At 58.7% G+C, this 13931-nt stretch carries 9 protein-coding genes; 6 read left to right on the forward strand and 3 right to left on the reverse strand.

Annotated features, from left to right (window positions below; genetic code table 11):
* Nucleotides 1-34: 34 nt before the first annotated feature.
* Nucleotides 35-2092: an acetate--CoA ligase family protein gene (locus tag BQ5361_RS02730; RefSeq protein WP_022064079.1), complete on the forward strand. Its 2058-nt coding sequence runs from the start codon at nucleotides 35-37 to the stop codon at nucleotides 2090-2092.
* A 324-nt stretch (nucleotides 2093-2416) separates the two neighbouring features.
* Complete coding sequence (locus tag BQ5361_RS02735) at nucleotides 2417-4186, forward strand: oleate hydratase (protein WP_022063128.1); 1770 nt, start codon at nucleotides 2417-2419, stop codon at nucleotides 4184-4186.
* Nucleotides 4187-4288: 102 nt separating this feature from the next.
* Here BQ5361_RS02735 and BQ5361_RS02740 read toward each other — a convergent pair whose 3' ends face one another.
* Nucleotides 4289-5578: a hemolysin family protein gene (locus BQ5361_RS02740; RefSeq protein ID WP_035471789.1), complete on the reverse strand. Its 1290-nt coding sequence runs from the start codon at nucleotides 5576-5578 to the stop codon at nucleotides 4289-4291.
* 469 nt (nucleotides 5579-6047) lie between these two features.
* Entirely contained in the window at nucleotides 6048-6974 is a 927-nt protein-coding gene (xerD, locus tag BQ5361_RS02745) for a site-specific tyrosine recombinase XerD (RefSeq protein ID WP_035471792.1), read from the reverse strand.
* Nucleotides 6975-7105: 131 nt separating this feature from the next.
* Between xerD and prmA the strand changes: the two genes are divergently transcribed.
* The 3 genes from prmA (at nucleotide 7106) to BQ5361_RS02760 (ending at nucleotide 11367) form a co-directional block, all read left to right on the forward strand.
* Complete coding sequence (prmA, locus tag BQ5361_RS02750) at nucleotides 7106-7936, forward strand: 50S ribosomal protein L11 methyltransferase (RefSeq protein ID WP_022063131.1); 831 nt, start codon at nucleotides 7106-7108, stop codon at nucleotides 7934-7936.
* 227 nt (nucleotides 7937-8163) lie between these two features.
* Nucleotides 8164-9768, forward strand: coding sequence for an L-aspartate oxidase (gene nadB, locus BQ5361_RS02755; protein ID WP_022063132.1), 1605 nt, complete (start codon nucleotides 8164-8166; stop codon nucleotides 9766-9768).
* A 24-nt stretch (nucleotides 9769-9792) separates the two neighbouring features.
* Nucleotides 9793-11367: a peptide chain release factor 3 gene (locus BQ5361_RS02760; protein ID WP_022063133.1), complete on the forward strand. Its 1575-nt coding sequence runs from the start codon at nucleotides 9793-9795 to the stop codon at nucleotides 11365-11367.
* Nucleotides 11368-11543: 176 nt separating this feature from the next.
* On the opposite strand, the gene BQ5361_RS02765 is transcribed toward BQ5361_RS02760, so the two are convergent.
* The gene (locus BQ5361_RS02765) at nucleotides 11544-12419 is read right to left on the reverse strand and encodes a nucleoside phosphorylase (protein WP_022063134.1); all 876 of its coding nucleotides are present in this window, start codon (nucleotides 12417-12419) and stop codon (nucleotides 11544-11546) included.
* Between the two features lie 82 nt (nucleotides 12420-12501).
* Here BQ5361_RS02765 and glmM point away from each other — a divergent pair, with 82 nt between their 5' ends.
* Entirely contained in the window at nucleotides 12502-13893 is a 1392-nt protein-coding gene (glmM, locus tag BQ5361_RS02770) for a phosphoglucosamine mutase (RefSeq protein WP_022063135.1), read from the forward strand.
* Nucleotides 13894-13931: the final 38 nt, after the last annotated feature.

The raw sequence follows: 13931 nt of genomic DNA on the forward strand, positions 1-13931 counted from the left end.
TGCCGGAAAGATGAGAGAAAAAGCATTTGTTGATATGATAAACGAGAAACTGTTCAATCCGTCCGGTGTCGTCGTGGTAGGCGGCTCGGACGACGTAAACAAACCCGGCGGCGCCGTGCTGCGCAACCTGTTGCAGAGCCCTTTCAAAGGGCAGACCTATGTGGTCAATCCGAAAGCAGACAGCGTGCAGGGCGTGAAGTCCTGCCACACGGTGGAGGAGCTTCCGCAGGTGGATTGCGCCATCATCGCCATTGCCGCCAAATATTGCCTCCATGCGGTGGAGGTTCTCGCCAAAGAGAAAGGTACCCGCGCGTTCGTCATCCTTTCGGCCGGTTTCGGGGAGGAGAACAAGGAGGGTGCAGCGCTCGAACGCCGTATCGTGGAGGTAATCGATTCGGTGGGCGGGGCACTGATAGGGCCCAACTGCACGGGTATCCTGACCACGAATTACAACGGTTCGTTCACCTCGCCCGTCCCGCAGCTCGACCCCAAAGGGGTGGATTTCATCTCGGGCTCGGGGGCGACGGCCATCTTCATTGTGGACAACGGCATGAGGAAAGGGCTGAAGTTCAACAGTGTCTGGTCTGTGGGCAACTCGGCGCAGATAGGCGTGGAGGAGGCCCTCGAATACCTCGACGAGTCGTTCGATTCGGAGCACAGTTCGCGCATCAAGCTGCTTTATATCGAAAGCATCAACAATCCGGAGAAGTTCCTGCGTCACGCCGCGTCGCTGATACGCAAAGGATGCCGGATAGCCGCCGTCAAATCGGGCAGTTCCGAGGCCGGCGGCCGGGCCGCTTCGTCGCATACCGGTGCGCTCGCCAGTCCCGATATCGCGGTGGATGCCCTGTTCCGCAAGGCGGGCATCGTGCGCTGTAGCGGCCGCGAGGAGCTGACTACGGTGGCCGGGATATTCATGTACCCCGAGCTTAAGGGGCGCAACATCGCCATCGTCACCCATGCGGGCGGACCGGCCGTGATGCTGACCGATGCGCTTTCCAACGGAAAACTGGAGGTGCCCCACATCGAGGGGCCGAAGGCGGCCGAGCTGCTGGGCAAACTCTTTCCCGGTTCTTCGGTCGGCAATCCGATAGATTTTCTGGCAACGGGTACGGCCGAGCAGCTCGGTTATATCCTTGATGCGTGCGAGAACGATTTTGAGGAAATCGACGGTATCGCGGTGATATTCGGCAGTCCGGGACTCTTCCCTATATACGATGTCTATGCGCTGCTGGCCGAGAAGATACGTACCTCTAAGAAGCCGATATTTCCGATATTCCCCTCTTACGGATGGGTGAAGGGCGAGATAGAAGAGTTCGTTCGGAACGGCGGCGTCTATTTCCCGGACGAGGTGCTGTTCGGCAATGCGCTCGCCAAGGTGTACAATACGCCGCGTGTGGAGCCGGAGGATGCCCAGTTCCCGTGCGTGGATGTGGAGCGTATCCGGAGTGTCATCAACGGTGCCGGAAACGGTTACCTTTCTCCCGACCGTATCCACGACCTGCTTGATGCGGCGGGTATCGCCCGCGCGAAAGAGGGAACGGCCGACAGCGAGGCGGAGTGTCTGGAGCTGGCCCGCGAGATAGGGTTCCCGTTGGTGATGAAGGTCGTCGGTCCGGTGCATAAGTCCGATGTGGGCGGTGTGGTACTCAATGTGCGGGACGAGGAGACGGTCGTACGCGAATTCCGCCGCATGATGCAGATTAAGGATACCTATGCCGTGATGCTCGCCCAGCAGCTCCGCGGAACGGAGGTCTTCATCGGAGCGAAGCGCGAGGGTGGTTTCGGCCACATTGTGATGTGCGGTCTGGGTGGTATTTTCATCGAGGTGCTGAAAGACGTGAACGTGGGACTCGCTCCCGTTTCGCCGGACGAGGCGCGTGCGATGATACGCGGCCTGAAATCCTATAAGATTATACAGGGTGTCCGCGGACAGGAACCGGTCAATGAAGAGAAGTTCGTGGAGGCCGTCGTGCGTGTTTCGATGCTCGTGCGCACCGCCCCGGAGATATTCGAGATGGACCTGAATCCGCTGCTTGGCAACCGCGACGAGGTCGTGGCGGTGGATGCCCGCATCAGGATAGAGAAATAGTTCTCAATTCCTATATTAATTATATATTATGTAGAAGCCGGGCCGCCTGAAGCGGCCCGGCTTGTCGTATGATGGAAAGAGGAGACCATGGCGGGGCCGGACGCGATTGGGGCGGTGTCGGTCGCCTCGTTTTTCCGGAATGTTGCGGATAACGGAGCCGCCGGCAGGGAATGGCTTGAGTTTTGCAAAGGATAAGGCTGTATCGGATTGCAGCCGTCGGTACCGCCTGTCGGGACGTGCGGACTCCGCACTTCGGTTTTCCGGGAGTGTGCACCGGATGAACGGAACCAATTTATTCACTGAATTATTAAAACAAGCAAAGTTATGTATTACAGCAATGGAAATTACGAGGCATTCGCAAGGCCGAAGAAACCTCAGGACGTAGAGAACAAATCGGCTTACCTGGTGGGTTCGGGTCTGGCTTCCCTTTCGGCGGCACTGTTTCTGGTGCGCGACGCCCAGATGCCGGGCGAGCGGATACACATTCTGGAGGAGCTGGAGCTGCCGGGCGGCAGTCTCGACGGTATCCTCGATAATACCCGCGGCTATATCATGCGCGGGGGACGGGAGATGGAGAATCATTTCGAGTGTCTGTGGGATTTGTTCCGGTCGGTACCTTCACTGGAGGTGAAGGACGCTTCGGTGCTCGACGAATTCTATTGGCTGAACAAGGAAGACCCCAACTTTTCCAAGATGAGGGCCACGATGAACCGCGGCAAGTCGGCCCATACCGACGGCAAGTTCACCCTGACGGACAAGGCGGCCGAGGAGATTGCCCGGCTGTTCCTTACTTCGGAGGAGGAGCTCAACGACAAACGTATTTCGGATGTCTTTTCCGAAGAGTTTTTCCAGTCCAACTTCTGGCTCTACTGGCGGACGATGTTCGCCTTCGAGGAGTGGCACAGCGCCATGGAGATGCGTCGCTACATCGCCCGTTTCATCCATCACATCGGCGGACTGCCCGACCTGTCGGCGCTGAAGTTCACCCGCTACAACCAGTATGAATCGCTGGTGATGCCGCTCGTCAAGCACCTCGAATCGAAAGGGGTGCGCTTCGAGTACGGCGTGCAGGTGAAAAACGTAATCGTTAGCAAGGCGGGCGGGAAGAAGACCGCCACCAAAATCGTCTATGAAAAGGGCGGAAGAGAGGGCGAGATAAACCTGACGGAGAACGACCTTGTGTTCGTCACGAACGGCAGCATTACGGAGAACTCTACCTATGGCGACCAAAATACCGTTCCGGTGCTCGATGCTTCGCTGGGCGGAAGTTGGAGCCTCTGGACGAATATTGCCGTACAGGACCCGGCGTTCGGCAAGCCGGAGAAGTTCTGCGGCAACATCAAGGAATCGAATTTCGTGTCGGCCACGCTGACCACGCTCGACGGACGGATTCCTCCCTATATCGAGCGGATATGCCAGCGGGACCCGTTTGCAGGAAAGGTGGTGACGGGCGGCATCGTCTCCGTCAAGGATTCGTCGTGGCTGATGAGCTGGACGCTCAACCGCCAGCCGCAGTTCAAGAAACAGCCGGGGAACGAACTCGTCGTGTGGATATACGGCCTCTTTTCCGACCGTCCGGGCGATTACGTGAAGAAGCCGATGAAGGATTGTACCGGCATCGAGATAGCCGAGGAGTGGCTCTACCACATCGGGGTGCCGTTGGCCGAGATACACGATATGGCGGTCAATTCGGCCAATACCGTCCCCTGCATGATGCCCTATGTGATGTCTTACTTCATGCCGCGTGCGCTGGGCGACCGTCCGGCCGTTGTGCCCGAAGGTTCGGTGAACCTTGCGTTCATCGGCAACTTCGCCGAGACGCCGCGGGATACGGTCTTCACTACGGAGTATTCCGTGCGTACGGCCATGGAGGCGGTCTATACGCTGTTGGGCGTAGACCGCGGTGTACCGGAAGTCTTCGCTTCGTGTTACGACGTGCGCATGTTGATGAACTCGGCCTCGCGTCTGATGGACGGCAAGAAACTCGCCGACATCAAGGTGCCGTTTATCGTGAGACAGCTTGAGAAGAAGGCGGTCGAGAAGAGCAGGGGTACCATTATCCACGAACTGCTGGAACAGTATGGTCTGATATGATGCGGCGCATGCCGCATCGGACGGAACGGTTACGGCGGGCAATTTTCCCGCCGTAATTTTTTTGTCCCTCCGTACCGCATCCGCTGTGAGCGGGGAGGAGTTTTATGACAGGGTACCGTCCGGTGCGGGGGCGGCATAGTGCACGAGCACCTTGTCGATGCGTGCACCGTCCATGTCGACTATTTCGAAACGGAAACCGTTCCAGGAGAGTGTTTCGCCGGTGGAGGGGATGTGTTTCAGCTCGTCGAGGAGGAGTCCGCTCAGGGTGTTGTATTCGTTGTCGCGGTAGAGCTCTTCGCGGTCGAACTGTTCGAGAAAGTTGTAGAACGAGCACTGTCCGTCTACCAGCCAGCTTCCGTCCTCGCGCCGTACCATCTCCGCCTCCTCGTCTTCATCCGGTACCTCGCCCACGAGGGCCTCCATCATGTCGCGGAGTGTCACGATGCCCAGCACGTCGCCGAATTCGTCGATGATGAAGCCGTAGGCCGAATTGGTACGCTTGAACTCTTCGAGCGCTTCATAGACGCTCTGGTTCTCGGGAAGACAGTTGGCCGGTTTCAGAATGGAGGACAGACGGAAATCCGGCCGGTGAATGTTACCGAAGAGGTCTTTCATGTGTGCCGCGCCGGCCAGTTCGTCCGGCCGGCCGTCGGAGACGGGATAGACGTCGTGCATGTCGGCGCATACCTTGCGCAGTATCTCTTCGGCGGAGTCGTTCGTGTCGAGCCACACCAGTTCGCTGCGGTGTGTCATGATGGAGTCAACGTCCCGGTCGCCGAGGCTGAAGACGCGCTCCACGATGTCGTGCTCGACGGCCTGGACCTCGCCCGTGTCCATGCCTTCGCGGACGATGGCCTTAATCTCCTCCTCCGTCACTTTGTTTTCGCTCTCTTTGAGCCCTATTGCTTTGGTCACCAGTGCCGTGCTCTTGGAAAGCAACCATACCAGCGGCGCGGCCACAAGCGACAGCGCCTTCATGGGCCTTGCCACGGCTTTCGATACTTTTTCCGCCATGGCCATGCCGATGCGTTTCGGGACGAGCTCCCCGAAGATGAGCGTCAGGTAGGTGACGGCGATGACGATAACCGTTTTGGCGATGCCGTAAGCGTATGGGGCCAACATCTCCGCGCGTGCGATGACGACCGCGAAGTCGGCGGCGAAAGCTTCGCCCGAATAGAGACCGGTCAGAATGCCGATGAGCGTGATGCCGATTTGTACGGTGGACAGGAACCTGTCCGGTTCGCCGGAGAGTGCGAGAGCTGCGCGGGCGGGCTTGCTGCCGCTGCGGGCTTCCGTCTCCAGCCTCGACCTGCGCGCCGATACCAATGCTATCTCGGACATCGAAAGGATGCCGTTCAGAACAATCAGCAGCAGGATGATAACGATTTCCATAGTTGATTTGAAAATGAATGATACGGTCGTTGTTTCTGTTCGGTGCGGCGGGGAAGAGTGTGTGACGGGCCGGTGCCGCAGGCCGGAGGCCTCGTCACTCTTTCAGTACGGTATGCAGGATGTTGATTCGGATGCGAAGCAGACCGTGCATCCGCCTGGCGGCGGTGCGGAGAGAGGAACCGGTCACTTCGGTTTTCTGTGGTATCCGTAAACGAAAACCCGGAAACCGGTTCGGTTCCGGTTCCGGCTGCTGGCCCTCCTGTATGTTCTCTCGGTGTTTTGCGGCTGCTGTAATTTTGAAAACGACAAATCAACGCATCGTACATTGTTTTCGTATGCGAATATCGGAAATATTTTTCGGATAAGCCCATGCCCGTGTTGAAAATTTTGCAGCGAACGGACGGTGGCGGACACTCGGGAGGGAGACCGCAGACGATGCGGTCGGGTGTTTTTTGTCGGGGTACGGAGGTTACCGTTCCCGGTAGCGTTTGCCCAGCGGGTGGTGTTCGTTCAGTGCGGCGTGCAGGCGACCCGTGTCGAGGTGGGTGTATATCTCCGTGGTCGTGATGGATTCGTGGCCGAGCAGTTCCTGTACCTGGCGGATGTTGGCCCCGCCCGCGAGCAGGTGGGTGGCGAAACTGTGGCGGAAGGTGTGCGGACTCACCTCCTTGTCGATTCCGGCGGCCGCTGCGGCCGCCTTGATGGCGTTGAACACCATGATGCGCGACAGCTTCCGGCCGTGGCGGTTGAGGAAAAGCGTATCGGAGGATTTTTCATCGCCCGGTATTCCGCGGTATTCGCGCAGGTAGGTCTCCACCTGCATGCGGCAGCGGTCGCTGACCGGGACGAGGCGCTGTTTGCTCCCCTTGCCGAGCACGCGGATGAAACCTTCGTCGAAAAAAAGGTCGGAGATGTGCAGCGACGTGAGTTCCGATACGCGTAGTCCGCAACTGTAAAGCATCTCTATCATCGTCCGGTTGCGGTAACCGTGGGCGGTCGATACGTCTATCGCATCGAGGATGGCATCTATCTCTTCGATACTCAGCGTGTCGGGTAGGTAGTGGCCGGATTTGGGACGTTCGACGAATTCGGCAGGCGACTTTTCCAGCACGTCCGTGCGCAGCAGGAAGTCGTAGAAGCTGCTTACGCCGCTCAGTGTCCGGTTTTGGGTACTCTTTTCGGCTCCCGCCTCGAAGAGCGAGTTCAAGAACTCCTCCACCACCGGGGTTTCCACCTCGAGAGGGGAGAGCCGGTAACGTTCCGTGACGAAGCGGCGGAAGCGGCGCAGGTCGCGCATATAGGCCTCTACCGTATTGGCGGCCAGCCCCCTTTCCGTCTTGATGTATGTTCTGTATTTGCCGGAATAGACTTCCCACTCCTTCTCTGCCCGTGTCATCCTGCGTATTCTTGTCGTTCGGGAACGCTCCGCCGAGAGTGGCTCTCCGGGCGGATGCGGTATTGGCGTAAAATGGTTATCTTTGGCGCTAAGTTACGAACTGTTTCGGACTTTATGATTCTTCATGCGGTATGGATTATGTCGAGTTGAACGTGCCCGTGGCGGATGCCGGGCAGGCAGAGATAGTTACGGCCATGCTGGCCGATTTTCCCTTCGAGAGTTTCGCCGAAGAGGCCGGTGTACTGAAAGCTTATATTCCGAAGGAGGCGCTCTACGGGTGCAAGGAGGAGACGGACAGGATGCTGGCCGGTCTCGGAATAACGGGTGCGGCCTATATCGAGATAGAGACGCAGAACTGGAACGCTCTCTGGGAGTCCAATTTCGAACCGGTGGAGGTGGACGGTGTCTGTACCATCCGCGCCCCCTTTTCGCCCGCGCCCGTACAGGGACTGGATATCGTCATCATGCCCAAGATGTCTTTCGGTACGGGGCACCATGCCACGACGTGGCTCATGACGGCCGAACTGATGAAGCGTGACCTGTCGGGGCTTTCCGGTCTCGATATGGGAAGCGGTACGGGCGTGCTCGCCATCGTGGCCGCAAAGCGCGGGGCCGTGCACGTCGATGCGGTGGACATAGACGACTGGGCCTATGAGAACAGCCGGGAGAACATTGCGGAAAACGGTGTGCAAGGGCGTGTCACGCCCCTGCTGGGGGATGTGTCCGCCATCGCGGGAAAACGTTACGATTTCATCCTGGCCAATATCAACCGCAACATCCTGCTCGCCGACATGCCGCGTTACGCACAGGCGCTCCGGGAGGGGGGCGAACTCATCATGAGCGGTATTCTCGAACGCGACGTAGAGGCCATCGGGGAGCGTGCCGTCGGGCTCGGTCTTCGTCCCGAGGGGATGCGTGTTCGCGAAGGGTGGGCGGTCGTGGTCTGCCGTCGGGAGGCATAGCGGCCTTTGCCGATTGACCGGGCATCTCCTGGCTGGGGCGTATCCGGCGAGCGCTGTCGGGAGCTTTCCGGCCGGAACCGTTCCGTCACAGGGGTCGGAAGGGGCTTTTTCGGGGAAGGTTATGACGGGTGCGGCGCTATTATTGTCGGCAATTTTGTAATTTTGCCCCGCTGTTTGCCGTTAATCGTTTCACAGTAGGGATTGACGACGTAAAATTTAGGCATGCGATGAACCTCGAAACGGATTATCTGGTGATAGGCAGCGGTGCTGCCGGCCTGAGCTTCGCCCTGAAGGCGGCGGAGCACTCCCATGTGATTGTCGTCACCAAAGGGGAGATGAACGAATGCAATACGAACTATGCGCAAGGGGGCATCTGCTGCGTGACCTACGAGCCGGACACGTTCCAGAAGCACATAGACGATACGATGGTGTGCGGCGGGGGTATCTGCGACATGCAGGCGGTGGAGCTGGTCGTGACGCGCGCTCCGCAGCTGATGAAGGACCTCGTGCAGTGGGGGACGCGGTTCGACAAAACCCGGGAGGGGAGATACGAGCTCGCCCGCGAAGGGGGGCATTCGGAGTACCGTATTCTGCATCACAAGGACGAGACGGGGGCCGAAATCGAACGGACGCTCATCTCGCAGGTCAAGAGCCACCGCAACATCGAAGTGCTCGAATATCATTTCGCCATAGATTTGCTCACGCAGCACCATCTGGGGCAGCTCGTGACGCGGCATACGGAAGGTATCGAGTGTTACGGTGCCTACGTGATGGACCTGAAGAGAGGGCGTATCAAGACCATTCTTTCCAGGGTGACGGTCATCGCCACCGGCGGCGTGGGGAATGTCTATAACGTGACGACCAATCCGGGGGTGGCGACGGGCGACGGCATCGCCATGGCGCACCGGGCCAAGGCCGTGATTGAAAACATGGAGTTCATCCAGTTCCACCCCACGGCCCTGTACAATCCCGGCGAACGCCCCTCGTTCCTCATCTCCGAGGCGCTGCGGGGTTTCGGGGCTATCCTCAAGACGCAGGACGGCAAGGAGTTCATGCAGAAATACCATCCGATGGGGTCGCTCGCTCCGCGCGACGTGGTGGCCCGCAGTATCGACAACGAGATGAAGGTGCGAGGCGACGACTATGTCTTTCTGGACATCACGCACCGCGACCCGAAGGAGACCGTCAGCCATTTCCCGAATATTTACCGGAAATGCCTTTCCATCGGTATCGACATCACCAAGGAGATGATACCGGTGGCCCCGGCGGCGCACTACTGCTGCGGCGGGGTGAAGGTGGACCTGAACGGGGAGACCTCCATCAGGCGGCTCTATGCGTTGGGCGAAACTTCGTGTACGGGGCTTCACGGCGCCAATCGCCTCGCCTCCAATTCGCTGACGGAGGCGGTGGTCTATGCCGACCAGGCGGCGCGGCACAGTGCCGCCCATCTGCACGAATACGGCCTGCAGAAGGGTATCCCGGCATGGAATGCCGACGGAACGACGGCGACCGAGGAGATGGTGCTCATTACCCAGAACGCGAAGGAGATGCAGCAGATAATGAGTAATTACGTGGGCATCGTCCGTTCCAACCTCCGGCTGGAGCGTGCGTTGCGCAGGCTGGAAATCATATTCAAGGAGAACGAGGAGCTCTACCTCAAATCGACGCCTACCAAGGAGCTGTGCGAACTGAGGAACATGATAGACGTGGGCTACCTCATCATCAAGCAGGCGCAGGCCATGAAGCGGAGCATCGGACTGCACTATTCGCTGGACTATCCGATAGAGCAGCCCGTCGAGGCGGCCCTGCGTAAAAGCTCCTCCGAGTTTTAAGATACGAACTGCAAGACAGGATTCATGGGATTGAAGGAAGAGATACTCAGGCGCAGGACGTTCGCCATCATCAGCCATCCTGACGCCGGAAAGACCACGCTGACCGAGAAACTGCTCCTTTTCGGAGGGGCGATACATGTCGCCGGCGCGGTCAAGAGCAACAAGATACGCAAGACGGCCACTTCGGACTTCATGGAAATCGAACGCCAGAGGGGCATCTCGGTGGCTACCTCGGTCATGGGATTCGAGTACGGAGGCATCAAGGTGAACATCCTCGATACGCCGGGGCACGAAGACTTCGCGGAGGATACCTACCGAACCCTGACGGCCGTAGACAGTGTCATCATCGTCATCGACGGTGCGAAGGGCGTGGAGACGCAGACGCGCAAACTGATGAACGTATGCCGCATGCGCAAGACGCCGGTGATGGTCTTCGTGAACAAGCTCGACAGGCCGTGCCGCGACCCGTTCGACCTGCTGGACGAGATAGAGACGGAACTCAAAATCGCCGTCCGTCCGCTCTCCTTTCCCGTGAGCAGCGGCCCCGCTTTCAAGGGGGTTTACAACATATACGATGGCAGCTTCTCGGCATTCACCTCCAATGACCGGCAGACTGTGTCTGAGGCTGTCAAGCTTTCGCTCGACAGTCCGCAGCTCGACGAGTATATCCGGCCCTATACCCGGAAACTGCGCGACGACCTGTCGCTGGTGGAGGGGGTGTATGAACCTTTCGAACGGGAACTCTATCTGGCCGGCGAACTCGCACCGGTCTTTTTCGGGAGTGCCATCAACAACTTCGGGGTGAAGGAGTTGCTCGAAACCTTCATCGAGATAGCTCCTTCGCCGCGTCCTTCGCCTACCGAGACGCGAACGGTGGAGCCGACCGAGCCCAAGATGACCGGTTTCGTGTTCAAGATACACGCCAACATGGACCCGAACCACCGCGACCGTATCGCTTTCCTGAAGATATGTTCCGGGACGTTCGAGCGCAACAGGAATTACTTCCATGTACGCAGCGGCAAGCAGATGAAATTCTCTTCGCCCAATGCTTTCATGGCCGAAAAGAAATCCATCGTCGATTTCGCCTATCCGGGCGATATCGTGGGATTGCACGATACGGGTAATTTCAAGATAGGAGATACCTTCACGGAAGGGGAGAATCTGAAGTTCACCGGCATTCCTTCCTTTTCGCCGGAGCTGTTCCGTTACATTGAGAATGCCGACCCGCAGAAGTTCAAGCAGCTTGCCAAGGGTATCGACCAGCTTATGGACGAAGGGGTGGCGCAGCTCTTCACGAGCCGGCTGAACGGGCGCAAGATTATTGGAACGGTGGGTGCTTTGCAGTTCGAGGTCATTCAGTATCGGCTGGAGCACGAGTACAACGCGCTGTGCCGTTACGAACCTATTCAGATATACAAGGCATGCTGGATAGAGTCCGACAATGCGGAGCAGTTGGCCGATTTCATGAAACGGAAACATACCAACATGGCGGTGGACAAGCACGGCCGCAATGTCTATCTGGCTGATACGAGCTATGCGCTCCAGCTCGCGCAGGAGAAGTTTCCCGACATTCGGTTCTATTTTACGTCGGAGTTCTGACCGGCGAAGGCGAACGACAGACCGCACGGGCGCACGAAACAAGTTCGTGCGCCCGTGCGGTCTGTCATGTCGTTGTCTCGGTCTGTCGTCGGAAGGGCACGGCGGCCGCTTTCCCGCAGACCGTTTCGGCTGCATCTTCTCCTCTTTCGGTTTGCGATACGACGCCGGCAGACGTTTTAAAGCGAAACGAGCCGGTCGAGCGCGAGCCGTATCATGTGTTCGATGTAAGGCGCATAGTCGGTATCGGACTGATAGGAGGTACGCTGTGCGATGATGGTGCAGATGGTGCCAGCCCGATGGCCCATCATTGCAGCCATGCCGGCAATGCCGGAACTCTCCATTTCGCAGTTGGTTACGCGGCGGCCTTCGTAAGTGAAGGAGATTATCCGGTTGAACAGGTCGGTGTCGGCCGGTTCGAGCCGTATCCAGCGTCCCTGCGGAGCGTAGAAGCCGGGGGCGGATAGGGTGATTCCCTCCGTCGTGTCGTTTCTGAACAGGTCGAAAAGTTCCCGGTCGGCATCGACCGCATAGGGCGCTGCCAGCCGGTCGTCCCAGCCCGTTTCCTGCACGAAACGCCGTTCCATGTCGTGGTTGCATACCTCGCTGCGTCCCTTGTAGAAGTTCAGCAGGCCGTCCAGACCGATGGAGGTGCGTGAAAAGACGAGCGTCCCGATGGGCAGGTCGGGCTGCAGTCCGCCGGATGTTCCCAGGCGGAGGAGGGTGAGCCTTTTCAGCGTGTTGTGGATGTGCCGCGTTTTGAAGTCTATGTTGGCCAACGCGTCGAGTTCGGTCATGACGATATCGATGTTGTCGGTCCCGATGCCGGTGGATATCACGGTCAGTCGTTTGCCTTTGCAGGTTCCCGTTATGGTGTGGAATTCGCGGTTGGAGACCTCTTTGTCGCGTGTGTCGAAATGGGCGGCCACCATGGCCACCCGGCCGGGGTCGCCTACGAGGATGACCGTATCGGCCAGGTCTTCAGGCCGTAAATGGAGATGGTACACGGAGCCGTCGTCGTTTACCAGCAGTTCGGAAGGGGGAATTGTTCTCATAAAAGACAGGGTTTATTTTTTAGTTGAGCTAAAAATAGTTATTTTCGTGGAATTATGAAAATCAAATAGGAAGAAACGAATCATGACTCTTATAAAATCGATTTCAGGTATAAGGGGAACGGTCGGCGGAGAGGCGGGCGACAACCTGACGCCTTCGGATATCGTCCGGTTTACTGTCGGATACTCACGGTGGCTGTTGCGGCAGGTCTCCGGCAGGCGGCCGGTGGTCGCTGTGGGACGCGATGCCCGTCTTTCGGGCGAGATGGTTTACAGCCTTGTGGAGGGTACCCTTATGGGGTGCGGGGTGGATGTGATAGACCTCGGACTCTGCACGACGCCGGGAGTGGAGATGGCCGTAACGGCCAAGGCGGCCGACGGCGGCATCATCATCACCGCGAGCCACAATCCCCGGCAGTGGAACGCTCTCAAGCTGCTCAACGCGCGGGGCGAGTTCCTCAGCGATGCCGACGGGCGCGAGGTGCTGCGGCTCGCGGATGCGCCGGATTTCGCCTATCCGGATGTCGATGCGCTCGGCTGCGTGATAGAGCGCTCCTCGTTCGGCGACGAGCATATTGACCGGGTATTGGCTTTGCCGCTGGTGGATGCGGAGGCTGTCCGGAAACGGGGCTTTCGGGTGACGGTCGATGCCGTGAACTCCGTGGGGGGTATTGTGATACCCCGGCTGCTGGAACGTATGGGCGTGGAGGTGGAGCGTCTCAACTGCGAACCTACGGGAGATTTCGCCCACAATCCCGAGCCCATTGCCGCAAACCTTTCGCAGGTTATGGAGGCGGTGCGCCGCAACGGTTCGGATATGGGTATCGTGGTGGACCCCGATGTGGACCGGTTGGCTTTCGTCTGCGAGGACGGCGAGCTGTTCGGCGAGGAGTACACGCTCGTGGCCGTGGCCGATTACGTACTGTCGGCGACGCCGGGCGATACGGTTTCTAACCTCAGCTCCACGCGGGCGCTGCGGGACGTAACCGAACGCCATGGCGGACACTATGCCGCCTCGGCGGTGGGTGAGGTGAACGTGGTCGCCAAGATGAAGGAGACCGGTGCCGTGATAGGAGGCGAAGGGAACGGCGGCGTCATCTATCCGGCGCTCCATTACGGGCGCGATGCCCTTGTGGGCGTGGCGCTCCTGTTGACTTCGCTGGCCCGCAGCGGCAAACGTATGACGGAGCTGCGCAGCGGTTATCCGCAGTATTACATGGCGAAAGACAAGATAACGCTCCGGCCCGGGATGGATGTGGCGAAGATACTCTCCGGCATGAAAGATGCGTACAGCGGGGAGAGAATCACCGATACGGACGGCGTGAAAATCGACTTCCCGGAGGGATGGGTGCATATGCGGAGTTCTAATACCGAACCCATCATCCGCATTTACAGCGAGAGCCGCGACCCGGAGGAGGCCCGGCGGCTCGCCGCTCGGTTCGCCGGAGAGATAGAGCGGCTTGCCGGGGCCCGGTGAGGGGGCCGGCGGAGTGTGCGGTAAGGAACGTTTCATCA

The sequence above is a fragment of the Tidjanibacter massiliensis genome, assembly GCF_900104605.1.
Lineage (GTDB): Bacteria > Bacteroidota > Bacteroidia > Bacteroidales > Rikenellaceae > Tidjanibacter > Tidjanibacter inops.